The sequence below is a fragment of the Pseudomonas grandcourensis genome (genome assembly GCF_039909015.1).
In the GTDB taxonomy this organism is placed as follows: Bacteria; Pseudomonadota; Gammaproteobacteria; order Pseudomonadales; family Pseudomonadaceae; genus Aquipseudomonas; species Aquipseudomonas grandcourensis.
In genome coordinates, this window is sequence record NZ_CP150919.1 from 5,837,589 (window position 1) to 5,859,983 (window position 22,395).

At 59.1% G+C, this 22,395-nt stretch carries 20 protein-coding genes; 9 read left to right on the top strand and 11 right to left on the bottom strand.

Going from position 1 to position 22,395, the window contains the following annotated elements:
* Nucleotides 1-107: 107 nt before the first annotated feature.
* From msrQ to mrcB, 9 genes are all read right to left on the bottom strand, one after another.
* Entirely contained in the window at nucleotides 108-728 is a 621-nt protein-coding gene (gene msrQ, locus AABM52_RS26180; RefSeq protein ID WP_347909057.1) for a protein-methionine-sulfoxide reductase heme-binding subunit MsrQ, read from the bottom strand.
* Nucleotides 728-1,741, bottom strand: coding sequence for a protein-methionine-sulfoxide reductase catalytic subunit MsrP (gene msrP / locus AABM52_RS26185; protein WP_347909060.1), 1,014 nt, complete (start codon nucleotides 1,739-1,741; stop codon nucleotides 728-730). The genes msrQ and msrP overlap by 1 nt, the downstream gene beginning before the upstream one ends.
* Nucleotides 1,742-1,804: 63 nt before the next feature.
* Nucleotides 1,805-2,662, bottom strand: a complete 858-nt coding sequence (gene pssA / locus AABM52_RS26190; RefSeq protein ID WP_056728609.1) for a CDP-diacylglycerol--serine O-phosphatidyltransferase — start codon at nucleotides 2,660-2,662, stop codon at nucleotides 1,805-1,807.
* Between the two features lie 144 nt (nucleotides 2,663-2,806).
* Nucleotides 2,807-3,823, bottom strand: coding sequence for a ketol-acid reductoisomerase (ilvC, locus tag AABM52_RS26195; RefSeq protein ID WP_007948647.1), 1,017 nt, complete (start codon nucleotides 3,821-3,823; stop codon nucleotides 2,807-2,809).
* A gap of 45 nt (nucleotides 3,824-3,868) precedes the next feature.
* Nucleotides 3,869-4,360 carry an acetolactate synthase small subunit gene (gene ilvN, locus AABM52_RS26200; RefSeq protein WP_003176102.1) on the bottom strand — a complete coding sequence of 164 codons (492 nt, stop codon included), beginning with the start codon at nucleotides 4,358-4,360 and terminating at the stop codon, nucleotides 3,869-3,871.
* 2 nt (nucleotides 4,361-4,362) lie between these two features.
* Nucleotides 4,363-6,087: an acetolactate synthase 3 large subunit gene (locus tag AABM52_RS26205; protein ID WP_347909063.1), complete on the bottom strand. Its 1,725-nt coding sequence runs from the start codon at nucleotides 6,085-6,087 to the stop codon at nucleotides 4,363-4,365.
* 483 nt (nucleotides 6,088-6,570) lie between these two features.
* Nucleotides 6,571-6,906, bottom strand: coding sequence for a YqcC family protein (locus AABM52_RS26210; protein WP_347909065.1), 336 nt, complete (start codon nucleotides 6,904-6,906; stop codon nucleotides 6,571-6,573).
* Nucleotides 6,906-7,643 carry a hypothetical protein gene (locus tag AABM52_RS26215; protein WP_347909067.1) on the bottom strand — a complete coding sequence of 246 codons (738 nt, stop codon included), beginning with the start codon at nucleotides 7,641-7,643 and terminating at the stop codon, nucleotides 6,906-6,908. Before AABM52_RS26215 ends, AABM52_RS26210 begins: the two co-directional genes overlap by 1 nt.
* Nucleotides 7,644-7,659: 16 nt before the next feature.
* The gene (gene mrcB / locus AABM52_RS26220) at nucleotides 7,660-9,978 is read right to left on the bottom strand and encodes a penicillin-binding protein 1B (protein WP_347909069.1); all 2,319 of its coding nucleotides are present in this window, start codon (nucleotides 9,976-9,978) and stop codon (nucleotides 7,660-7,662) included.
* A 116-nt stretch (nucleotides 9,979-10,094) separates the two neighbouring features.
* Between mrcB and AABM52_RS26225 the strand changes: the two genes are divergently transcribed.
* The 4 genes from AABM52_RS26225 to AABM52_RS26240 all read left to right on the top strand — a co-directional run bounded on the left by AABM52_RS26225 (nucleotide 10,095) and on the right by AABM52_RS26240 (nucleotide 13,405).
* A complete protein-coding gene (locus tag AABM52_RS26225) occupies nucleotides 10,095-11,651 on the top strand; it encodes a bifunctional aminoglycoside phosphotransferase/ATP-binding protein (RefSeq protein ID WP_347909071.1) in 1,557 nt (518 codons plus the stop codon).
* 91 nt (nucleotides 11,652-11,742) lie between these two features.
* Nucleotides 11,743-12,087: a pentapeptide repeat-containing protein gene (locus tag AABM52_RS26230; protein ID WP_347909073.1), complete on the top strand. Its 345-nt coding sequence runs from the start codon at nucleotides 11,743-11,745 to the stop codon at nucleotides 12,085-12,087.
* A 246-nt stretch (nucleotides 12,088-12,333) separates the two neighbouring features.
* Nucleotides 12,334-12,606: a TfoX/Sxy family protein gene (locus tag AABM52_RS26235; protein WP_008053897.1), complete on the top strand. Its 273-nt coding sequence runs from the start codon at nucleotides 12,334-12,336 to the stop codon at nucleotides 12,604-12,606.
* Nucleotides 12,607-13,087: 481 nt separating this feature from the next.
* Nucleotides 13,088-13,405 carry a Rieske (2Fe-2S) protein gene (locus tag AABM52_RS26240; RefSeq protein WP_347909075.1) on the top strand — a complete coding sequence of 106 codons (318 nt, stop codon included), beginning with the start codon at nucleotides 13,088-13,090 and terminating at the stop codon, nucleotides 13,403-13,405.
* On the opposite strand, the gene sfsA is transcribed toward AABM52_RS26240, so the two are convergent.
* On the bottom strand, nucleotides 13,402-14,115 hold the full coding sequence (sfsA, locus tag AABM52_RS26245) for a DNA/RNA nuclease SfsA (protein WP_347909076.1): 714 nt from the start codon (nucleotides 14,113-14,115) through the stop codon (nucleotides 13,402-13,404). The two genes, AABM52_RS26240 and sfsA, sit on opposite strands and share 4 nt — an antisense overlap.
* Entirely contained in the window at nucleotides 14,115-15,287 is a 1,173-nt protein-coding gene (locus AABM52_RS26250; protein ID WP_347909078.1) for a pyridoxal phosphate-dependent aminotransferase, read from the bottom strand. The genes sfsA and AABM52_RS26250 overlap by 1 nt, the downstream gene beginning before the upstream one ends.
* 333 nt (nucleotides 15,288-15,620) lie before the next feature.
* Here AABM52_RS26250 and dksA point away from each other — a divergent pair, with 333 nt between their 5' ends.
* From dksA to AABM52_RS26275, 5 genes are all read left to right on the top strand, one after another.
* Nucleotides 15,621-16,061, top strand: a complete 441-nt coding sequence (gene dksA, locus AABM52_RS26255) for an RNA polymerase-binding protein DksA (protein WP_347909079.1) — start codon at nucleotides 15,621-15,623, stop codon at nucleotides 16,059-16,061.
* Nucleotides 16,062-16,138: 77 nt separating this feature from the next.
* Nucleotides 16,139-17,029, top strand: a complete 891-nt coding sequence (gene gluQRS / locus AABM52_RS26260; RefSeq protein ID WP_347909082.1) for a tRNA glutamyl-Q(34) synthetase GluQRS — start codon at nucleotides 16,139-16,141, stop codon at nucleotides 17,027-17,029.
* A gap of 77 nt (nucleotides 17,030-17,106) precedes the next feature.
* Nucleotides 17,107-17,283 (top strand): hypothetical protein, encoded by a 177-nt coding sequence (locus tag AABM52_RS26265; RefSeq protein ID WP_003176118.1) that lies wholly within the window; start codon nucleotides 17,107-17,109, stop codon nucleotides 17,281-17,283.
* Nucleotides 17,267-20,221, top strand: coding sequence for an ATP-binding protein (locus AABM52_RS26270; protein WP_347909084.1), 2,955 nt, complete (start codon nucleotides 17,267-17,269; stop codon nucleotides 20,219-20,221). The genes AABM52_RS26265 and AABM52_RS26270 overlap by 17 nt, the downstream gene beginning before the upstream one ends.
* 22 nt (nucleotides 20,222-20,243) lie before the next feature.
* A complete protein-coding gene (locus AABM52_RS26275; RefSeq protein ID WP_347909086.1) occupies nucleotides 20,244-21,683 on the top strand; it encodes a sigma-54 dependent transcriptional regulator in 1,440 nt (479 codons plus the stop codon).
* Nucleotides 21,684-22,395: the final 712 nt, after the last annotated feature.

The following is a 22,395-nucleotide window of genomic DNA, read 5'->3' on the forward strand; positions in this document are numbered from 1 at the left end:
TGCTGCCGAAAACTGCGTAACTCTTTGTTTACCAAGGAGTTTTCCGTTTCGACTGCGCCGGAAGTGGGTCGAATTATAGACACCTGGAATCTGCCGTCAACCACTATTTACGCCTTTTTGGCAGAAGAGCCCTTTTTAGCCACTAAACGCGGGATTCGACGAGCCAAAGGCGGTAGCCGCAGCACTAACAGCAATGCACCTATGGATGCATAGATCACCCACTCCTTGAGGTCCGCGCGCACAATCCAGAGCATATGCAGTAATCCAAGCCCGAGAATGACATACGCCAGGCGATGCAACGTCTTCCAGCGGGCACCCAATAGTCGCTGACTGTATCGATTGGAAGTCACCGCCAATGCCAGCAATCCAAGAAGACCCAACACCCCGACAATAATGTAAGGCCGCTTGCGCAACTCGACTCCCAGCTGCGACCAGTCAAAACCAAGTATGAATGCGCAATAACTACTGAGGTGGAGCAGCACATAGGCAAAGCACCACAATCCCAACTGTCGCCGCACGGCATTCCACCCCGCCCAACCGGTGAGTTTCTGCAAAGGCGTCAAGCTCAAGATTACGAGCAGCAGAACAAGCGCCCCCAAACCCAGCCGGTCGACCAGTACCTTGCCCGGATCCGGCCCGAGAACATCCCCCCAGGCTTGGTACAACCACAGCAGCGGCCACACCAGCACCACGACAAAGACACCGACACGCCAAAACCGATAGCGCATCAGTAGTTCTTCCTCAGGTCGAGCCCCGTATATAGAGAGGCGACTTCTTCTGAATAGCCGTTGAACATTTGCGTATCGCGCACATTGGGCTTGAACAAACCACTGGGCAGGCGGCGCTCACGTGCCTGAGTCCAGCGAGGATGGTCAACAGTGGAATTCACGTTCGCATAAAAGCCATATTCATCTGCTGCAATGCTCTGCCAGGTGGTTTTCGGCTGCTCGCTGACCAGACTGATGCGCACGATGGACTTGATGCTCTTGAATCCATATTTCCAGGGCACCACCAAACGCAGCGGCGCCCCGTTCTGATTTGGCAATTCACGCCCGTACATGCCGACCGCAAGAATCGCCAACGGGTTCATCGCTTCATCCAGGCGCAGCCCTTCTATATACGGCCATTCGATCAAGGCAAAACCGGAGCGCTGACCCGGCATGCTTTTGGGATCCTGCAGGGTTTCGAAGCGGATGAATCTGGCTTTCGAGGTCGGCTCGACTTCCCTGAGCAAGGCCGAGAGGGGAAAACCGATCCAGGGAATGACCATCGACCAGGCTTCCACACAGCGCAAACGGTAGATTCGCTCCTCCAGCTGATACGGTTTCATGAAGTCTTCGAGCGCATACCGCCCGGGCTTACCCACCTCCCCGTCCACCACCACCGACCACGGCTCCGTCTTCAGCGTGCCAGCATTTGCGGCCGGATCACCTTTATCGGTGCCGAACTCGTAGAAGTTGTTGTAGTGGGTCGCGTCCCTGAACGGCGTGATCGCCTCATCCTTGACGGCAACCGCCCCCCACTTGACCGAGGAAAGCTTTTCGCTGAACCAGGAAGGCGCCTTGCCTGGCTCGACGTCCGCATAACGCGCCACATCCTCGGCAGCCGCCCACCGAGGAAGACCGCTCACGGCCAAACCGGCAACAGCAACACCCAATACATTGCGTCGAGAAAGATAGATGGATTCAGGCGTGACATCCGACTCATGGCAGTCGGATGCTTTAGGGACTTTGATCAGCATGGCTACTCCGCAGTATTGGAGAACAGATGCACCAACAGACTGCGGAGTATGAGGGAAATTACATCACTCGACGCTTTTACGCCGACGAAGATGTAACAGGTATTGAACCGGGCCGGACGCGGCATAGGCAAGGAAGACCAGCAGCAGAATCCGCGGCGGATCACTGAAAACGACCGCGAACACCAGCACCACGGCGAGAATCGCCACAAAAGGCACTCGCCCCTTCAGGTCCAGCTCCTTGAAGCTGTTGTACTTGATGTTGCTGACCATCAGCATGCCGGCCGCCGCCACCATCAGCGCAACCAGGAAGGACATCTTGGAACCCTGGATGCCGTAGTCACTGAACGCCCAGACGATACCTGCAACCACACCCGCAGCGGCGGGACTGGCCAGACCGATGAAGTAGCGCTTGTCCGCGGTGCCGACCTGGGTGTTGAAGCGTGCGAGACGCAATGCCGCGCCCGCCACATAGATGAAGGCGACCATCCAGCCAACCTTGCCCATGTCACCCAAGGCCCAACCGAAGGCCAGCAATGCCGGGGCAACACCAAAGGCAACCATGTCCGACAGCGAGTCATACTCGGCACCAAAGGCGCTCTGGGTATTGGTCATGCGGGCCACGCGCCCGTCAAGACCATCGAGCACCATGGCGACGAAGATCGCGATGGCCGCGAACGCGAAATACTTGCTGGCATTGGCCGAGTCACCGGCACTCAAGGCCGCCTGGGCGCTCATCGAGTTGATGATGGAATAGAACCCTGCGAACAGGTTCGCAGTGGTGAACAGATTCGGCAGAAGATAGATACCACGATGCCGGACTTTACGACCTTCAGCGTCATGCCCCTCCTCGACATGTTCATCGATGGGCAGCAGGCTTTCGGCGTCAGAAGCCTGGTTTGGCTCTTCGGGGCGTTCGCTCATGGACATTACCTTGCAACGGGGTGGAAAGTTTGGACAGGTGTCTGGGACGACGGTTCGGCCGCAAACGATGCAGCTTTATACCAGAACCGGCCTCTCAAACGAAAAAACGCGGCCTAGGCCGCGTTTTTCGTACAAGCGCGTGACTTAGTTTTTAGCTTTGTCGACGATCTTGTTGGCACCGATCCACGGCATCATGGAGCGCAGTTGCTCGCCGATGATTTCGATACCGTGAGCGGCGTTGTTACGACGCTTGGCGGTCATCGAAGGATAGCCGGTAGCGCCTTCGCTGATGAACATCTTGGCGTATTCGCCGTCCTGAATACGTTTCAGGGCGTTGCGCATGGCCTGACGGGATTCGGCGTTGATGACTTCAGGGCCGGTCACGTACTCGCCGTATTCGGCGTTGTTGGAGATCGAGTAGTTCATGTTGGCGATACCGCCTTCGTACATGAGGTCAACGATCAGCTTCAGTTCGTGCAGGCACTCGAAGTAGGCCATTTCCGGCGCGTAGCCAGCTTCAACCAGGGTTTCGAAACCGGCTTTCACCAGTTCAACGGTACCGCCGCACAGAACGGCTTGTTCGCCGAACAGGTCGGTTTCGGTCTCGTCCTTGAAGGTGGTTTCGATGATGCCGGTACGACCACCACCAACGCCTGCAGCGTAGGACAGAGCGACATTCTTGGCGTTGCCCGAGGCGTCCTGGTAGATAGCGATCAGGTCAGGGATACCGCCGCCTTTCACGAACTCGGAACGTACGGTGTGGCCCGGGGCCTTCGGCGCGATCATGATCACGTCGAGGTCAGCGCGCGGCACAACCTGGTTGTAGTGGATCGCGAAACCGTGGGAGAAGGCCAGGGTGGCGCCTTTCTTGATGTTCGGCTCGATTTCGTTCTTGTACAGGGCGGACTGGAACTCGTCCGGAGTCAGGATCATGACCAGGTCAGCAGCAGCAACAGCGGAAGCAACGTCAGTTACTTTCAGACCGTGGGCTTCAGCCTTGGCAACAGTGGCCGAACCTTTACGCAGACCAACGGTCACGTCAACGCCGGAGTCTTTCAGGTTGCACGCTTGAGCGTGACCCTGGGAACCGTAACCGATGATGGCAACTTTCTTGCCCTGGATGATCGACAGGTCGCAGTCTTTTTCGTAATAAACTTTCATGAAATTCCCCTATATCAGGCCGTTCAGGCCATTCGCTAATTTGGTTTAGATGCTGAGTACTTTGTCGCCGCGGGCAATACCGGTGACGCCACTGCGGACGGTCTCCAGAATCGAAGCGGTGCCAATGGACTGAATGAAGCTGTCGAGCTTGTCGCTGGTACCGGTCAGTTGAACGGTATACACGCTGGCGCTGACATCGACGATCTGTCCACGATAAATATCGGTGGTGCGCTTGATCTCGGCGCGCTGGGCACCGGTGGCCTTGACCTTGACCAGCATCAGTTCGCGCTCGATGTGAGCACTCTCCGACAAGTCGACCAGTTTTACCACTTCGATCAGTTTGTTCAGGTTCTTGGTGATCTGTTCGATGACTTCATCGTGACCGACCGTGGTCAGCGTCAGACGCGACAGGGTCGGGTCTTCGGTTGGCGCCACGGTCAGGCTTTCGATGTTGTAGTTGCGCTGCGAGAACAGGCCAACCACACGAGACAGAGCGCCCGGTTCGTTTTCCAGAAGCAAGGAAATAATGTGCCGCATGATTAAGTACGCTCCGTCTTGCTCAGCCACATATCGCGCATGGAGCCGTCTTTGATCTGCATCGGGTAGACGTGCTCGCTGGTATCGACCGAAACATCGATCACTACCAGGCGATCCTTCATGGCGAACGCTTCTTCCATCTTCGACTTCAAATCTTTCGAATCGATGATGCGCATGCCGACGTGACCATAGGCCTCTGCCAGCTTGACGAAATCAGGCAACGACTCCATGTAGGAGTGCGAATGACGGCTGCCGTAGCTCATGTCCTGCCACTGGCGAACCATACCCAGCACACCGTTGTTCAGGATGACGATTTTTACCGGCAAACCGTATTGCAAGCAGGTCGACAGTTCCTGGATGTTCATCTGGATACTGCCTTCGCCGGTGACGCAAACTACGTCGGTATCCGGGAAGCTCAACTTGATGCCCATGGCGGCCGGGAAACCGAACCCCATGGTGCCCAGGCCGCCGGAGTTGATCCAGCGGTTGGGCTTATCAAACGTGTAGTACTGCGCAGCGAACATCTGGTGCTGGCCCACGTCCGAAGCCACAAAGGCGTCGCCCTTGGTCACTTCGCACAGGGTTTCGATCACGGTCTGCGGCTTGATGACACTGCCGTCGCCCTTGTCGTAAGGGAACAGGCCGCGATCACCACGCCACTCATCAACTTGCTTCCACCAGCTGGCTACAGACTCCTTGTTAGGGGTCTCGCCGATTTCCTTGAGGATCGCAACCATTTCGGTCAGGACGCTCTCGACCGGACCCACGATAGGCACGTCGGCCTTGATGGTCTTGGAAATCGAAGCCGGGTCGATGTCGATGTGAATGATCTTGGCGTTCGGGCAAAACTTCGAAGCGCCGTTGATTACACGGTCATCGAAACGCGCACCGACGGCGAGGATCACGTCAGCATGGTGCATCGCCAGGTTGGCGGTGTAGCTGCCGTGCATGCCGAGCATGCCGATGAACTGACGGTCGGTGCCAGGGTAGGCGCCCAAGCCCATCAGGGTGTTGGTTACTGGCAGGTTAAGCATCTTCGCCAGTTCGGTCAGCGGCGCGGAGCCACCACCGAGAATCACGCCACCGCCTGCGTACATGACTGGACGCTTGGCCGCCAGGAGCATTTCTGCCGCCTTGCGGATTTGCCCGGAGTGACCGCGAACGGCCGGGCTGTAGGAGCGCAACTTGGCTTTTTTCGGGAAGACGTATTCGAACTTCTCGGCCGGGTTGGTCATGTCTTTCGGGATATCGACAACGACCGGGCCAGGACGACCGGATTGCGCCAGGTAGAAAGCCTTCTTCATGACTTCCGGGATTTCCGACGCGTGCTTGATCATGAAGCTGTGCTTCACGATCGGCCGGGAGATACCGATCATGTCGGTTTCCTGGAACGCATCGGTACCGACCATGGTGCTAGGCACCTGACCGGAAATGATCACCATCGGAATGGAGTCCATGTAGGCCGTGGCGATACCGGTGATGGCGTTTGTTGCGCCAGGACCGGAAGTCACCAGTACCACGCCGGCTTTACCGGTGGCACGGGCGTAGCCGTCAGCCATATGGGTAGCCGCTTGTTCGTGACGAACCAGGATGTGGGTCACTTCCGGTTCTTTGAACAGGGCATCGTAGACATGAAGAAGAGCACCACCCGGGTACCCGTAGATATATTTGACGCCTTCGTCACGCAAGAAGCGGACGAGCATCTCACCGCCAGATAAAAGCTCCACGTTGCTCACCTCTAAAACGCCAGAATACCGCCCACGAAAAATGGGACGGGTCTTAATAGGTTTACTTCTCGGCAGAGCATGAGCGACGGTGGTCGCCGACTACGTCAGCACTGACTGAGCAAGTATTGGGATCGTCCCAAGTGTTGCGGGGCTTTCCCACCCAGCGCGAGGTAACGCGTTGCGGGTGTAACAGGTCGACGCGGATATGCGCCTCATGATCTGCTGAGAGGGTCTGCTTCTGGCAGTCCCTGTACAGCGGACTTTGGATTCTTCTGTTTCGTCCTTCGCAAGTCAAGTCGTCTATGTGCTTTATTCTACTAAGCACATGAGAACGCAAGAAAAAACCCGTAAATCAGCCCTGTGTTAGCTTCGATTGCGCAACTTTTAGCAAAAAATTGGCACGCGCATGCACTTACCCGGCAACGGCCGACAAAATAGAGAGATATTGTGAACAACTGCCAGCGGACGCTGGCAGCTTCTGGCTCAGCGGGACGCGGTGATCAGTTGATCGAATTCTTTGAGCAGCACCTGTAACTGCCGATCCTTGCCCTGGACATTGCGCCCGGCAAAGACCATCTCAGCCATTTCCTGAATGCCCGAAGCATTGGGTAGCGGCAAATCCTGCTCGAGGATCATCTTCATGCGTGGCAGGAAGATCCATTGCAGCCATTGCTCGAAATCCAGTGTGTCGACCGAAAACGGCTCGACACTGGAAAGCGCTTCGGCAGAGGGCGGGACTTCATCCCACCACCCTTGCACCCGCAGCTCGCGCTCGATCAACAACAGTTGATCGGCGATTTTCAGAAAGCGCGCATCCATCACAGCGTTACCTTGGCCTTCTGACGAGCCAATGCCGCGCCCTGGGAGTCACCCTGTTTATCGCGCGCCTGGCCAATCAGTTCCCACAAGTTGGCCTGAAGGGCTGGACGGCCATTGGCCAAGGTCAGCCCACGGCGAGCGAACTGCTCGGCCTGGGCGGCATCGCCCTGAGCCATGCGCACCTGAGCCAGACGGTAAAGCACCTGCGGCTCGCGCGGTGCAACGCGCTGGGCGCGTTCGAGGCTGGAGGAGGCACCATTGAGATCACCGCCCGCCTGTTGCTGTTGAGCGGTGGTCAGCAAAGCCAATACCGGGCCGTCCAGCTGCTCGTCGGCAGAAAGTCCGCCCGCACTGGCCGAGGGAATCCCGCTTGGCGACGAAGGCATGCTGTAGCTGCCCTGATTGATCGGTGCCGACTGGACCGGCGACGTGTCAATCGGCCCCGGCGTGATCGGACCCGGGGTAATCGGCGTGGTGCTGATCGGCGTCGACGTCGTTGCCGCGCCTGGCACCATTACCACTACGCCGCTGTCACCTTGCGGAATCGCCTGGGTCCGCGACTGACCTTGCGCTGGGCGCTTGACGGTCGTCTGGCGGAAACCGCCATTGGCCGAGATCCGCTCACTGTTGGACACGGCGGTGCCGGAATCCACGACCGGAATCGAGCCACGTTGTACGGAGGAACAACCGCTGAGCAAAGCTACGGCGGCAACCGCTGGAATCAACCACTTGTTCACTTGAAACCCTCTTTGCTTAATTCATCCAGCCTTTGACCCAGTCCATCACCGACTCTGCAGGGCTTTCACCACCACAAGCGGCGCCGGGAGGCGGTTCGCTGCCGCGAATATACGGCATCTGCACGGCACCCGGGCAACCGGCGTCAGAACCTTGCCCGGTTCGCGAATCCACCCAGGCCTGAACGATATTATCCGGCTGCGGCATGTCCAGCGGCAACGGGTCGGCCTTGCGCATGAAGCTGGTCCAGACCTGCAAGGCCCCGGTGGCGCCGGTGAATGGCGTCTTGCCGTTGTCGTCGCGACCCAGCCAGACCACCGCCAGCAAGTCCTGGCTGAAACCGGCAAACCAGCTGTCGCGCGAGTCGTTACTGGTACCGGTCTTGCCCGCCAGGGTCAGGGTCCTTGGCAGCACGTTATAGACCGAGCTGCCGGTACCTTCACGCATCACCCGCTGCATGGCGCTCTGGATCAGGTAAATGGAGGCTGGATCGAAACGCTGCTGAATCTGGAACGGATAACGCTTGAGCGGCTCGCCCTCGGCAGTCAGCACGCTACGAATACCGCGCATCGGCGTATTGAAGCCGCCGTTGGCGAGGGTCTGGTACATGGTCGCCACTTCGATCGGCGTCATGCCGCCGGCCCCGAGCAACATCGACGGGAAGGCCGGGAATTCGCGCGTCACACCCAGGCGCTCCACCGTCTTCAGGACGTTCGGCACACCAACCGCCAAACCGAGACGCGCGGTCGACAGGTTGTAGGAATGCGCAAGGCCTTGATAGAGGAACACCGTACCGTGAGAACGACGATCGTAGTTCTGCGGTTTCCAGACCTGACCGTCCGCGCCTTTGACCGAGAAGGACTCGTCCGACAGCCAACTGGTCAATGTGTATTGGCTCGGTTTCTCCAGCGCGGTCAGGTAAACCGCCGGCTTGATCAGCGAGCCGATCGGCCGTACCGCATCCAGCGCCCGGTTGAACCCGGCAAAGCTGGCCTGGCGACTGCCGATCATGGCCTGCACTTCCCCGGTCTCCGGGTTGGTCACGACCATTGCCGCTTCGACGTCATCGGAACCCTTGCGCCCCGCCAGACGCTTGAAGGTGTCGTCGACCGAGGCTTCAGCCTTCATCTGCAGGATCGGGTCGAAACTGGTAAAGATCCGCAGCCCTTCCTCGGTCAAGTCTTCGTCGCGATAGTCTTCGCGCAACTGACGCTTGACCAGATCGAGGAAGCCGGGGAACGAGCTGTCCGCCAGACTGCCGCGCTTGGTCACGCCCAGCGGCATTTTCTTCGCTGCCTCAACCTGCTCGGCAGTCGCGACGCCCTGCTCCTGCAGTACATCGAGTACCAGGTTGCGTCGCTCGAGGGCACGCTCCGGATAACGACGGGGGTTATAGGAAGAAGGTCCCTTGACCATGCCCACCAGCAGCGCGACCTGATGCAGCTTGAGCTCGGCCAGCGGCTGGCTGAAGAAGAACTGGCTGGCCAGACCGAAACCGTGCACCGCGCGCTGACCGTCCTGCCCGATAAACACTTCGTTGAGGTAAGCCTCAAGGATTTCGCGCTTGTCGTAATGCAGTTCAAGCAGCAGCGCCATCATCGCTTCGGTGAGTTTGCGGCTCAGGCTGCGCTCGTTTGTCAGGTAGAAGTTCTTGACCAATTGCTGAGTCAGGGTACTGCCGCCCTGGCGCATGCGCCCGGACGAACCGTTGACCCAGATTGCACGGGCGATCGACTTCGGCGACACACCAAAATGATGATAAAAGTCGCGGTCCTCGACCGCCACCAGCGTTTCAAGCAAGTACGGTGGCACCTGATCGATCTTGATCAGAATCCGGTCTTCGAGGTTTTTCGGGTACAGGCCGCCGATCAGCAGCGGCTCCAGGCGCACCACCGAGAGCTTCGAGCCTTTTGCCCCCGCCAACTCGGCCACGTAATCGCCGGAGAAACGCACCCGCACCGGTTGCGCTTGCTCCATGCCTTCATAGAACTGGAAGCCACGGGTGTTCAGATCAACGGTATTGCCGTTGACCGACGCCGCCCCCGGACCATTGGCCACGCTTTCACGGCGATAGCCCAGGGCATCGAGTTCGGTCAGGAAGTCATCCCGGCTCAGCTTCTGTCCGACGAACAGCTCGAGCGGGCGCGCGTAAACCTTCGCCGGGATGGTCCAGCGCTTGCCGGAGAACTTCTCCTGGACGATTGCATCAAGGTAAACGGCGAATCCGGCCAGCACCACAAGGGCGACCAGACTGAGTTTAATGGCCCAGCCCAGCCACGGGCGCAGGCCCCTGGAGGGTGGTTTTTTCGGGGTGCGGGGAGTTCGAGTACGAGTCATGGCGGCGGATTATACGCACTTTATTCATCCCCAACAGGAGCGCTCCGAGGTTTGCGTCAAGCGGACTTGCAGCCATAATGACGGCCTTGAATTTTCCAGACTCTGAAGGATCGCCTGTGAGCCAGTCCCTGATCGCTGCCCTGCAAAACCCTGCCCTCTACCCGCATCCTGTAGAGGGACTCCAGGTCATCGAGACCCATATTTCATGGGTACTGCTCACCGGCCCCTATGCCTATAAAGTGAAGAAGCCGGTCAATTTCGGTTTTCTCGATTTCACCAGCCTTGAGGCTCGGGAACACTTTTGCACTGAAGAGCTGCGCCTGAACCAGCGCCTGACCGACGATTTGTACCTCGAAGTGCTGCCCGTCACCGGCAGCGTCGAGGCTCCGCAACTGGGCGGCGAAGGCCCGGCCATCGAGTACGTACTGAAGATGCGCCAGTTCCCGCAAACCGGCTTGCTCAGCACCCTGCAAGCCAATGGCGAACTGACCACCGCACACATCGACGAGATGGCCGAGCAAATCGCCCGTTTCCACCTCAACGCACCTAAAGTGCCGGCCGGGCACGAAGCCGGCACCCCGGACAGCGTCATGGCGCCGGTGCGGCAGAACTTCGAACAGATCCTTCCGTTCCTCAGCGATAAAGCCGACCTGTTGCAACTCGACGCCCTGCAAGCCTGGGCCGAAAGCAGCTTCGAACGCCTCAAGCCGCTACTCGCCCAGCGCAAGGCCGACGGTTTCATTCGTGAATGCCACGGTGATATCCACCTGGGCAACGCAACCGTGATCGACGGCAAGGTCGTGATCTTCGACTGCATCGAGTTCAACGAACCGTTTCGCTTTACCGACGTTTATGCCGACACCGGGTTCCTGGCGATGGACCTGGAAGATCGCGGCCTGAAGTGCCTGGCGCGTCGTTTCATCAGCCAGTACCTGGAGCTGACCGGCGACTATCGCGGCCTCGAACTGCTGAACTTCTATAAAGCCTACCGTGCACTGGTTCGCGCCAAGGTTGCCCTGTTCAGCATGCCGGCCGACGCCACTGCGGTGCAGCGCGCCACAACCCTGCGCCAGTACCGCAACTACGCCAACCTGGCGGAAAGCTACAGCACCATTCCTTCGCGCTTCATGGCCATTACCAGCGGCGTTTCCGCAGTCGGCAAGAGCCATGTCGCCATGCGCCTGGTCGAAGCCCTGGGCGCAATTCGCCTGCGCTCCGACGTCGAGCGCAAGCGCCTGTTCGGCGAGCAAACCGTCGAGAACGACGTGCAGGCCGGCATCTACAGCGCCGACGCCAGCACCGCGACCTATGCCCGCCTGCATGAAATCGCCGACGTCATTCTGCGTGCAGGCTTCCCGGTGGTGGTCGACGCCACCTACCTCAAGCGCGATCAACGTGACAGCGCAGCGAAGGTTGCCGAAGCCACCGGCGCCCCCTTCCTGATTCTCGACTGCAATGCGCCACAGGCCGTGATCGAAAGCTGGCTGGCCATGCGTCAGGCAGACAAGAAAGACCCGTCCGACGCCACCCTGGCGGTTATCGCAGCCCAGCAAGCCAGCCGTGAAGCGCTGACACCCGCGGAAATCCTCTGCAGCAAGCGCGTCCAGACCAATGAAAGCGGGACGCTCGATACAGTCGTGGAACAGATTCGCCAGCGCCTGCCAGGCCTGTAAGAAACTATTTCGGTCGTGAGGTCCGCACTGGCTTCACGACCGTCAAATAGTGGCACTATACTGGCGTCATAAAACCATCAGGTGATGCGACATGAGCCAGCCTAAACTTCTCGACACACCGCTATATGCCCTGCTGCACAAAGACGACATCAAAGGCTTCAACAGTGAACGCCCCAAGGATGGCTCCATCGACATGGTGGGTGGAGATTTCCGGGGGCTGGACCTGCGCGAGCTGAATGCCGACGGCGTGGATTTCAGCGACGCCTACTTCCGTTCCGCCGACTTGCGTGGCATCGATTTTCGCAAAGCGAACCTGGAAGGCGCGAGCCTGGCTCACGCGCAGATCTCCGGTACGTACTTTCCGGTGGAACTCAGTGCCGACGAAATCCTGATGTCGATGAACTTCGGCACGCGATTGCGCTATCGCACCCGCTGATCATCGTCGCTGACTGACACGTCCGGCGCCTCTCGTTGCGCTGGACTGCGGGGATGCTCGCCCTTAATTCCAGATTCTTCCCAGCCTCTTTCTCCCGCGCTCATAGACTTATTCACGCACTGCCGATACTCGTTTCTTAGAAGCATTTGCGACGTAAACGAGCAAACAATCACGCTTTTCCTACTGATGGCTACACTCCTCAGAAGATTGCCCACGCTCTCCATTCGGCCATCGCAAGGAGGCTTGATGAATGATGAACTGCAACACCTGAAGAATCTTGGCAAGACGTCAGCGCAATGGCTGCATGCCGTGGGCATCCATAGCGCCTCGGACTTGCGTCGCCTCGGGGCGGTGGATGCTTATCGGGCCGTGCGCACGCGCGGTTTTCGGGCGTCCAAGGTGTTGTTGTACGCAATTGAAGGCGCCCTGATGGACGTTCACTGGAATGATATTCCAGCCGAGCGCAAGGAAGCCCTGAACAAACAGCTGGAAGCCATTTCTACACGCCACAAGAATTGATCCGACAAATTTTTTCTGAAACTTTTCGGCCTTAAACCCAATGATTACTAGGCCTGCAGACGTAAATCCGGCGAATCGCAAAGAAATCGAAAGACAGCGGTTGACATGGTAATGAGAATCGATATGATTATCACAACTGGTCGCGAGACTGGTCGATATTCTGAAAAGCCCTTGGTTCGGACTCTCGGATTATCTCCTCATCAGGCTAATCACGGTTATTTGACCCGGCTCTTGCCGGGTCTTTTTTTGCCTGTGGAAAAGTATTGGCATGATTCAGTGATGGATGTCTTGTGCAGATCAAACTGACGCGGGTGGTGAGTTGTATAACGGCCTCCCTTGAATAATTCCCGGGCATCGAAGCAGCCGGCCAAGTATCCTCGACGACAGGCACTTGTACCCGACCGGCAAGGCAGCCATTTGATAGCATTCAACCCTCAAGCTCGACCATATCCGGTCACGAGCCGCGGGACCGAGGATAGACATGAAGTTGCTTTGCGCAGGTGCCGAGCTGGCCAATGACAGCAGCCGCGGGTTCGACATCGATGGCCAAAAGTTTTTTGCAGTGCGCCGCAGCGGGCAGGTTTATGTCTACATCAATCGCTGCCCGCACCGGGGCGTTGCCCTGGAGTGGCATCCCGACCAGTTTCTCGACCCCAGCAACAGCCTGATCCAGTGCGCCACCCATGGCGCACTGTTCCTGATCGAAGACGGTGAATGCGTCGCCGGTCCTTGCGCGGGGCAAGCCTTGACCAGCGTGGCCTGCCGCGAGGATGAACAAGGGGTCTGGATCAGCCTTTAGCTGCCCGTCAGCACGTCCAGACGTCGGTCGACCAGCATTTCTTCGTGGCTCAATCGCACACCATAAGCCAACACCTCGACCCCGCAGGCAATCGCCTCACGCAAGGCCTGTGCATAAGCCGGATCGATTTCCTGCGCCGGACGCACGGCCTCGATGTCGGTCAGGCAAACGCAGTACAACTGCACCGCGCGAATTCCGTCCCTGGCCAAGTGGGCCAGCTCCCGCAGATGCTTGGCGCCACGCTGGGTGACCGCATCGGGAAACGCCGCCACCGCCGTACCGTCGAAGCCCAGGGTCACGCTTTTGACTTCGACGTAGGCCGGCCCTTCGGGGTAATCGAGGCGGAAATCGATACGACTGTTTTCCTGACCATAAGCCACTTCGCGCTTGAGCCCGGTAAAACCGTTCAGCTCGGTGATGACGCCCGCTCGCAGCGCCTCTTCGATCAAACCATTGGCGCGGGCGGTGTTCACGCAAAACAGCCGCCCTTGCGGGGTTTCACCGACCTCCCAGGTACCAGGCAACTTGCGTTTCGGGTCATTGGAGCGAGTGAACCAGACCTGCCCGCCTTCGACCTGACAATTGAGCATCGAGCCTGTGTTCGGGCAGTGAATGGTCAGCAATTCGCCGCCAACGGTTTCGATATCGGCGAGAAAACGCTTGTAACGTCGGATCAGGCGCCCTTCTTCGAGGGGAGGATGAAAACGCATCAGCCTTGCCAGCTCCGCAACCCACGGGCAATGCGCTCGACCGCCTCCTGCAGACGCTGCAGATTTTGCGTATAGGCGAACCGCACATGATGTCCGGCCTGATAACGCCCGAAGTCCAGCCCCGGGGTGAATGCCACATGTTCGGTCTCGAGAAAATGTTTACAGAACGCGAAGGCATCGCCGCCGAACTTGCTGATATCGGCGTACAAGTAGAACGCCCCTTCCGGCTCCACGGCTATGCCGAAACCCAATTCACGCAAGGCCGGCAGCAGGTAATCCCGGCGCCGCCCAAATTCGGCGCGACGCTCTTCGAGAATGCTGATGGTTGCCGGCTCGAAACAGGCCAGTGCCGCGTACTGCGCCATGCTTGGAGCACTGATGTAGAGGTTCTGGGCGAGCTTTTCCAGCTCACCGATGGCTGCGTCGGGGGCCACCAGCCAGCCGAGCCGCCAACCGGTCATCCCGAAGTACTTCGAAAAGCTGTTCAGAACGAATGCACTGTCGTCGACTTCCAGTACGCTGGCCGCATCGGTGCCGTAGGTCAGGCCGTGATAAATCTCGTCGACCACCAGATGTCCGTGGCGCTCCTTGATCGCGACAGACAGCTTCGCCAGCTCGTCTCGGGTCAGGATCGTGCCGGTCGGATTGGCTGGCGACGCCACCAGTGCGCCGACGCTGTCGTGGTCCCAATGACGCTCGATCAGGCCCGGCGTCAATTGATAACGCACATCCGGGCCGACCGGCACCAGCTGTGCCGCGCCTTCGACCAGTCGCAGGAAGTGCCGGTTACACGGGTAGCCCGGGTCCGCCAGCAGCCAGTGTTTACCGGGGTCGACCAGCAAGGCGCTGGCCAGCAGCAGCGCGCCGGAGCCGCCTGGCGTGATGAGGATGCGCCGCGGGTCGATGTTCAAACCATAACGCTGCTGATAAAAGCCCGAAATGGCCTCGCGCAGCTCCGGAATGCCGCGCGCGGCGGTGTAACGGGTCTTCCCCGCTGTCAGGGCAGCCTGGCCGGCCTGGATGATCGGTTCGGCGGTGGTGAAGTCCGGCTCGCCGATTTCCAGGTGGATCACATCGTGGCCGGCCGCCTGCAATTCATTGGCCCGCGCCAACAGCGCCATGACATGGAAAGGTTCGATCGCGCGACTGCGAGCACTGTAGGACTGAGCCATTGGCCTTCCTTCAACGAAAAAAAAACCGATTCTACCCAAGCGCAGGAACGAGCGAGAACCTAAAGCGGTCAGAGGCCTTGTAACCCCGATCACAAACGACTCAAGCGCGCGCGCAAGGTTTGACTAAAATCAATAATTGAGCAGAGTTCCAGAGCCACCAGACAACGGTTTGTCATCATTCGCAAGCAGCATGTGCCGCGAGCTTCACATCCGGGAGTAGCGCGGCCCGAATTGATCTGGTAAGTTCGCCCGCTTGCAGCCGCAGGGCCGGCAGGTGTCGGTGATGGAGCAATCCTGCGCAGATGGATTACAAGAGTAGAGGCGGTCTATTTCATGTCCACCCAAGCAAAGCAGCAAAACCAGACGATCAGCGGCTTCGAGCCCTATGTTCAGAAATCCGGCGAAGAGTACATGGGCGAGCCCATGCGAAAGCACTTCACCAAGGTCCTGAATCAGTGGAAAAAAGAGCTGATGGAAGGTGTCGACAAGACCGTGGACCACATGAAGGACGAAGCGGCCAACTTTCCTGATCCGGCAGACCGTGCCAGCCAGGAAGAGGAATTCGCCCTCGAACTGCGTGCCCGCGACCGTGAACGCAAGTTGATCAAGAAGATCGACAAGACACTTCAGTTGATCGAAGACGAAGAGTACGGCTGGTGCGAATCCTGCGGCATCGAGATTGGCGTCAAGCGCCTCGAAGCGCGCCCTACCGCCGACCTGTGCATCGACTGCAAGACCCTGGCGGAAATCAAGGAAAAGCAAGTCGGCAAATAATTGCGACTTGAACGAAGAACGGAGCGTGCGAACGCTCCGTTTTTGTTTCTGATGTTTGTATGGCCCCGAATGCATCCATGACCGCCAACACCCCCTACATCGGGCGCTTCGCCCCCACCCCTAGCGGCCATCTGCATTTCGGCTCGCTGGTTGCCGCTCTGGCCTCCTACCTCGACGCACGCTCGGTGGGTGGACGCTGGCTGATGCGCATGGAAGACCTTGATCCACCCCGCGAGGAACCCGGTGCCCAGGCGGCCATTCTCAAGGCACTGGAAAGCTATGGCTTCGAGTGGGATGGCGACCTGGTTCGCCAAAGCGAGCGGCACGACGCCTACGCAGAGGTGCTCAATCGCCTGTTCAATCAAGGCCTGGCCTATGCCTGCACCTGCTCGCGCAAACAGCTGGAGCCATATCACGGGATTTATCCGGGGCTGTGCCGCAATGCTGGCCATGACACTGACGATGCGGCCATCCGCCTGCGCGTACCGGAACTGGAGTACCACTTCATCGACCGAGTGCAGGGCCAATACCGCCAGCATCTGGGCCGGGAAGTCGGCGATTTCGTGATCCGCCGCCGCGACGGGCTCTACGCCTATCAATTGGCCGTGGTCCTGGACGATGCCTGGCAGGGCATCACCGATATCGTTCGCGGTGCCGACCTGCTGGACTCCACGCCCCGCCAGCTCTACCTGCAAGAACTGCTCGGCCTGCCTCAACCGCGTTATCTGCACATCCCGCTGATTACCCAGCCTGATGGCAACAAACTCGGCAAGTCCTACCGTTCGCCGCCTTTGACCGAGGATCAGGCAACGCCCCTGCTGCTGCGGGCGCTACGGGCGCTGGGACAGAACCCTGGAACCGAACTGACGTACGCCACGCCACGGGAAGTGCTGAATTGGGGCATTGCCCACTGGGATGCCTCACTGATCCCGCGCACACTGAACCTGCCCGAGGCACAGCTATTGTGATCGCACTTGCAGTGGCGCGCCCATCCGTTACCATCGCCGCACGTTTTCGGGCACGCGCATAAAAAAGAGAGGCCGGGATGTACATCTATCGCTTGGTCCTGCTTTTGGTAGTGGGGATTTACCTGTTTTCCCCGGCCATCATGGATTGGTGGATCGACGCCACTGGCGCCTGGTATCGCCCTTATCTGCTCTGGCTGATTCTGATCGTCGTGACCTTCATCCTGCAGAGCCAAAAAGATGCCGATGAGCTTTAGCCTGACCCAGATGATCCTGATCAGCGCCGCGTACCTGGCGGTGCTGTTCGGTGTGGCCTGGATCAGCGAACGGGGCATGATTCCCCGGGCGATCATTCGCCACCCGCTGACTTACACCCTGTCACTGGGTGTCTACGCCAGTGCCTGGGCGTTTTACGGCACCGTGGGCCTGGCCTATCAGTACGGCTACGGTTTTCTGTCCAGCTACCTGGGCGTTTCCGGGGCATTCCTGCTGGCGCCGGTGCTGCTCTACCCGATCCTGAAGATCACCCGTACCTATCAACTGTCATCGTTGGCGGACCTGTTCGCCTTCCGCTTCCGCAGTACCTGGGCCGGTGCGCTGACCACGATTTTCATGCTGGTCGGCGTACTGCCGCTGCTGGCCTTGCAGATTCAGGCGGTCGCCGACTCAATCGGCATCCTCACCCAAGAGCCGGTACAGCATCGCGTGGCCCTGAGCTTCTGCGCACTGATTACGCTGTTCACGATTTTCTTCGGCTCCCGCCACATTGCCACCCGCGAAAAGCATGAGGGCCTGGTGTTCGCGATTGCCTTCGAGTCAGTGATCAAGCTGATCGCCCTCGGCGGTGTCGGGTTGTATGCGCTGTACGGCGTGTTCGACGGCCCGCAACAGCTTGAACTGTGGCTACTGCAAAACCAGACCGCGCTCGCCGCCCTGCACACGCCTTTGCAGGAAGGCCCGTGGCGTACGCTGTTGCTGGTGTTCTTCGCCTCGGCGATCGTGATGCCGCACATGTATCACATGACCTTTACCGAGAACCTCAACCCGCGCTCGCTGGTCAGTGCGAGCTGGGGCCTGCCGCTGTTCCTGTTGCTGATGAGCCTGGCGGTGCCGCTGATTCTTTGGGCCGGCTTGAAACTGGGCGCCACCACCAACCCGGAATACTTCACCCTGGGCATCGGCATCGCCGCCAACAACAAGGCCTTGGCGTTGCTGGCGTATGTCGGCGGGCTGTCCGCCGCCAGTGGCCTGATCATCGTCACCACACTGGCGCTGTCCGGGATGGCCTTGAACCACCTGGTGCTGCCGCTGTATCAACCACCGGCAGAAGGCAACATCTACCGCTGGCTGAAGTGGACCCGCCGGGCGCTGATCGTCGCGATCATCATGGCCGGTTACGGCTTCTACCTGATGCTCGGTGCCGAGCAGGACCTGGCCAACCTCGGCATCGTCGCTTTCGTCGCCACGCTGCAGTTCCTGCCGGGCGTGCTCTCGGTCCTGTACTGGCCGACCGCCAACCGTCGCGGCTTCATCGCCGGCTTGCTGGCCGGCATCCTGGTGTGGCTGGTGACCATGCTGTTGCCGCTGGTCGGCAACCTGCAAGGCTTCTACATTCCGCTGCTGAACATGATCTACGTACTGGACGACACTAGCTGGCACATGGCGGCGATTGCCTCGCTGGCGGCCAACGTGCTGATGTTCACCCTGATCTCGTTGTTCACCAATGCCAGCACCGAAGAGGCCAGCGCTGCCGAAGCCTGCGCCGTGGATAACGTTCGCCGCCCGCAACGCCGGGAACTGCACGCCGCCTCACCCCAGGAATTCGCCACGCAACTGGCCAAGCCACTGGGTGCAAAAGCGGCGCAGAAAGAAGTGGAACAGGCACTGCGCGATCTCTATCTGCCTTTCGACGAACGCCGACCCTATGCCCTGCGTCGCTTGCGTGACCGCATCGAGGCCAACCTCTCCGGCCTGATGGGTCCGAGCGTGGCCCAGGACATGGTCGAGACGTTCCTGCCGTACAAGGCCGGCGGCGAAAACTACGTCACAGAAGACATTCACTTCATCGAAAGCCGCCTCGAGGATTACCACTCGCGCCTGACCGGCCTGGCCGCCGAACTCGATGCCCTGCGCCGCTACCACCGCCAGACCCTGCAGGAATTGCCGATGGGCGTTTGCTCGCTGGCCAAGGATCAGGAGATCCTCATGTGGAACAAGGCCATGGAGGAACTCACCGGCATCGCCGCGCAACGCGTGGTCGGTTCGCGCCTGAGTACCATTGCCGACCCATGGAAGGACCTGCTGCAAGGTTTCATCAATCTGCCGGACGAGCACTTGCACAAACAGCACCTGGCCCTCGACGGCCAGACACGCTGGCTGAACCTGCACAAAGCGGCGATCGACGAACCTCTCGCGCCGGGTAACAGTGGCCTGGTGTTGCTGGTGGAAGACCTGACCGAAACCCAGATGCTCGAGGACAAACTGGTGCATTCCGAGCGCCTGGCCAGCATCGGTCGACTGGCGGCCGGCGTGGCCCATGAAATCGGCAACCCGATCACCGGTATCGCGTGCCTGGCGCAGAACCTGCGCGAAGAACGTGAAGAAGACGGCGAACTGAAGGAAATCAGCGGCCAGATCCTCGAGCAGACCAAACGCGTGTCGCGCATCGTCCAGTCGCTGATGAGCTTTGCCCATGCCGGCAGCCATCAGCACAGCGACGAGCCCGTCTGTCTGGCCGAAGTGGCACAGGATGCCATCGGCTTGCTGGCCCTGAACCGACGCAATTTCGAAGTGCAATTCTACAACCTGTGCGACCCCGATCACTGGGTCGAAGGCGACCCGCAACGGCTGGCCCAGGTATTGATCAACCTGCTGTCAAACGCCCGTGACGCCTCGCCTCCCGGCAGCGCGGTACGGGTCAAGAGCGAAGCCGGCGAACACACGGTCGATCTGATCGTGGAAGACGAAGGCAGCGGTATTCCGTCGAGCATCATGGACCGATTGTTCGAACCTTTCTTCACCACCAAGGACCCTGGCGAAGGCACCGGTCTGGGCCTTGCACTGGTCTATTCCATCGTTGAAGAGCATTATGGACAAATCACCATCGACAGCCCGGCTGATGTTCAAAGCCAACGCGGCACCCGAATCAGGGTTACCTTGCCGCGTCATGTCGAAGCGACGTCCGCTGTGAACTGAGACCGTCGAGAGTATCGAATCAATGCCGCACATTTTGATCGTCGAAGACGAAACCATTATCCGCTCCGCCTTGCGCCGCCTGCTGGAACGTAACCAGTACCAGGTCAGCGAAGCCGGATCAGTGCAGGAAGCACAAGAACGCTTCACCATTCCCTCGTTCGACCTGATCATCAGTGACCTGCGCCTGCCGGGCGCGCCCGGCACGGAGTTGATCAAGCTCGCCCAAGGCACGCCGGTGCTGATCATGACCAGCTATGCCAGCCTGCGCTCGGCGGTCGATTCGATGAAAATGGGCGCGGTGGACTATATTGCCAAGCCATTCGACCATGACGAAATGCTGCAAGCGGCCGCACGCATCCTGCGTGACCGACAAACAGTACAAGCCGGCGGTGAAACGGTTGCCGGCAAAGCCGCCAACGGTGCGGCGAAATCCGGTACCGACAACAGCAACGGTGAAATCGGTATTATCGGCTCGTGCCCACCGATGCAGGACCTGTACGGCAAGATCCGCAAAGTGGCACCGACCGACTCCAACGTTCTGATCCAGGGCGAATCGGGTACCGGTAAAGAACTGGTGGCGCGCGCCCTGCACAACCTGTCCAAACGCGCCAAGGCGCCGATGATTTCGGTGAACTGCGCGGCCATTCCGGAAAGCCTGATCGAGTCCGAACTGTTCGGCCACGAAAAAGGCGCATTCACCGGCGCCAGCGCCGGGCGCGCCGGCCTGGTGGAAGCGGCGGACGGCGGCACCTTGTTCCTCGACGAAATCGGCGAACTGCCACTGGAAGCCCAGGCTCGCTTGCTGCGCGTATTGCAGGAAGGCGAAATTCGTCGTGTGGGCTCGGTGCAGTCGCAAAAAGTCGATGTGCGCCTGATCGCCGCGACTCACCGCGACCTCAAGAGCCTGGCGAAAATCGGCCAGTTCCGCGAAGACTTGTATTACCGCCTCCACGTTATCGCGCTGAAGCTGCCGGCCCTGCGTGAACGCGGTGCGGACGTCAACGAAATCGCCAATGCGTTCCTGGCGCGGCAAAGTGCGCGAATCAACCGCACCGACCTGAAATTCGCCGCGGATGCCGAGCAAGCCATTCGTCACTATTCCTGGCCGGGCAACGTGCGTGAACTGGAAAACGCCGTCGAGCGCGCCGTCATCCTGTGCGAAAGCCCGGAAATTTCCGCCGAGCTACTGGGCATCGACATCGAACTGGGTGACCTGGAAGACGAGGAGTTCATTGGCCTGGCGCCCCAACAGGGCAACGGCAACACCAGTAACAGCAACCACGAACCGACCGAAGACCTCTCGCTGGAAGACTATTTCCAGCATTTCGTCCTCGAGCATCAGGACCACATGACCGAAACCGAGTTGGCCCGCAAGCTCGGGGTCAGCCGCAAATGCCTGTGGGAGCGCCGTCAGCGCCTGGGCATCCCGCGGCGCAAGACCGGGGTAGCCAGCGAAAGCTGAACCGCTCCTGTCTCATGTGCGGGTAACACGTGACATTGTGAAAAAACTGTTACCTCAGCTTTTTCACGTAACAGAAGCCGGGGCTTACGGTAACGAAGCCCCGGCTTTTTTTGGCCCTCGAAATACCTGCCGACCGGCCTAACCCCTTGTTTTATTGGGTTTCGCAAAAGTTGGCACGCACCCTGCTATATGTTTGGTACAAGAACAATAACAAGCAATGCACAAGACAATAAAAATAAGACGAATCGACTCACGCACAATAAAAACAAGACGGCGAGAGGCGCAGCTAACTGATTCTTTTGGAGAGGCGTTGTATTTGGGGCTTGCCCCACGACCAGGCCGAGAACAACAAAAAACTGTCTTAAGACAGAGCCTGTACTGGTTGGATCGGAAGATCACTGCAATTCAGCGACCAAAGCAATCCGTTTGCTCTTGGCTCCCGATTGGGAGGGTCATGAAGGAAAGCTTCATGGCGAGGGCACTCAACAAAAACAAGAAGCCCGAAACCAAAAATAAAAATAGAGCATGCAACTACTTCTTGGGGAGCTTCGGCTCCCCTTGTGGTTTGTGGCGAGGGGGCTTGCCCCCGTTCCAGTGCGCAGCACTGGCATGATTTCCGAATCGCTCAAGAGCTTGGGGCTGCTTCGCAACCCGTCCATCGCGAGCAAGCTAGCTCCTACATCCTGCGGCCTACAGCTCATATCTGCTGTGT

Excerpts from the sequence above, each read along its gene's own strand:
- ilvN (WP_003176102.1), bottom strand. The coding sequence starts at position 4,360 with ATGCGGCACATTATTTCCTTGCTTCTGGAAAACGAACCGGGCGCTCTG.
- msrQ (WP_347909057.1), bottom strand. The coding sequence starts at position 728 with ATGCGCTATCGGTTTTGGCGTGTCGGTGTCTTTGTCGTGGTGCTGGTG.
- AABM52_RS26210 (WP_347909065.1), bottom strand. The coding sequence starts at position 6,906 with ATGGATGCGCGCTTTCTGAAAATCGCCGATCAACTGTTGTTGATCGAG.
- AABM52_RS26240 (WP_347909075.1), top strand. The coding sequence starts at position 13,088 with ATGAAGTTGCTTTGCGCAGGTGCCGAGCTGGCCAATGACAGCAGCCGC.
- pssA (WP_056728609.1), bottom strand. The coding sequence starts at position 2,662 with ATGAGCGAACGCCCCGAAGAGCCAAACCAGGCTTCTGACGCCGAAAGC.
- msrP (WP_347909060.1), bottom strand. The coding sequence starts at position 1,741 with ATGCTGATCAAAGTCCCTAAAGCATCCGACTGCCATGAGTCGGATGTC.
- AABM52_RS26265 (WP_003176118.1), top strand. The coding sequence starts at position 17,107 with ATGTACATCTATCGCTTGGTCCTGCTTTTGGTAGTGGGGATTTACCTG.
- mrcB (WP_347909069.1), bottom strand. The coding sequence starts at position 9,978 with ATGACTCGTACTCGAACTCCCCGCACCCCGAAAAAACCACCCTCCAGG.
- AABM52_RS26230 (WP_347909073.1), top strand. The coding sequence starts at position 11,743 with ATGAGCCAGCCTAAACTTCTCGACACACCGCTATATGCCCTGCTGCAC.
- AABM52_RS26270 (WP_347909084.1), top strand. The coding sequence starts at position 17,267 with ATGCCGATGAGCTTTAGCCTGACCCAGATGATCCTGATCAGCGCCGCG.
- AABM52_RS26275 (WP_347909086.1), top strand. The coding sequence starts at position 20,244 with ATGCCGCACATTTTGATCGTCGAAGACGAAACCATTATCCGCTCCGCC.
- sfsA (WP_347909076.1), bottom strand. The coding sequence starts at position 14,115 with ATGCGTTTTCATCCTCCCCTCGAAGAAGGGCGCCTGATCCGACGTTAC.
- dksA (WP_347909079.1), top strand. The coding sequence starts at position 15,621 with ATGTCCACCCAAGCAAAGCAGCAAAACCAGACGATCAGCGGCTTCGAG.
- gluQRS (WP_347909082.1), top strand. The coding sequence starts at position 16,139 with ATGACCGCCAACACCCCCTACATCGGGCGCTTCGCCCCCACCCCTAGC.
- AABM52_RS26235 (WP_008053897.1), top strand. The coding sequence starts at position 12,334 with ATGAATGATGAACTGCAACACCTGAAGAATCTTGGCAAGACGTCAGCG.
- AABM52_RS26250 (WP_347909078.1), bottom strand. The coding sequence starts at position 15,287 with ATGGCTCAGTCCTACAGTGCTCGCAGTCGCGCGATCGAACCTTTCCAT.
- ilvC (WP_007948647.1), bottom strand. The coding sequence starts at position 3,823 with ATGAAAGTTTATTACGAAAAAGACTGCGACCTGTCGATCATCCAGGGC.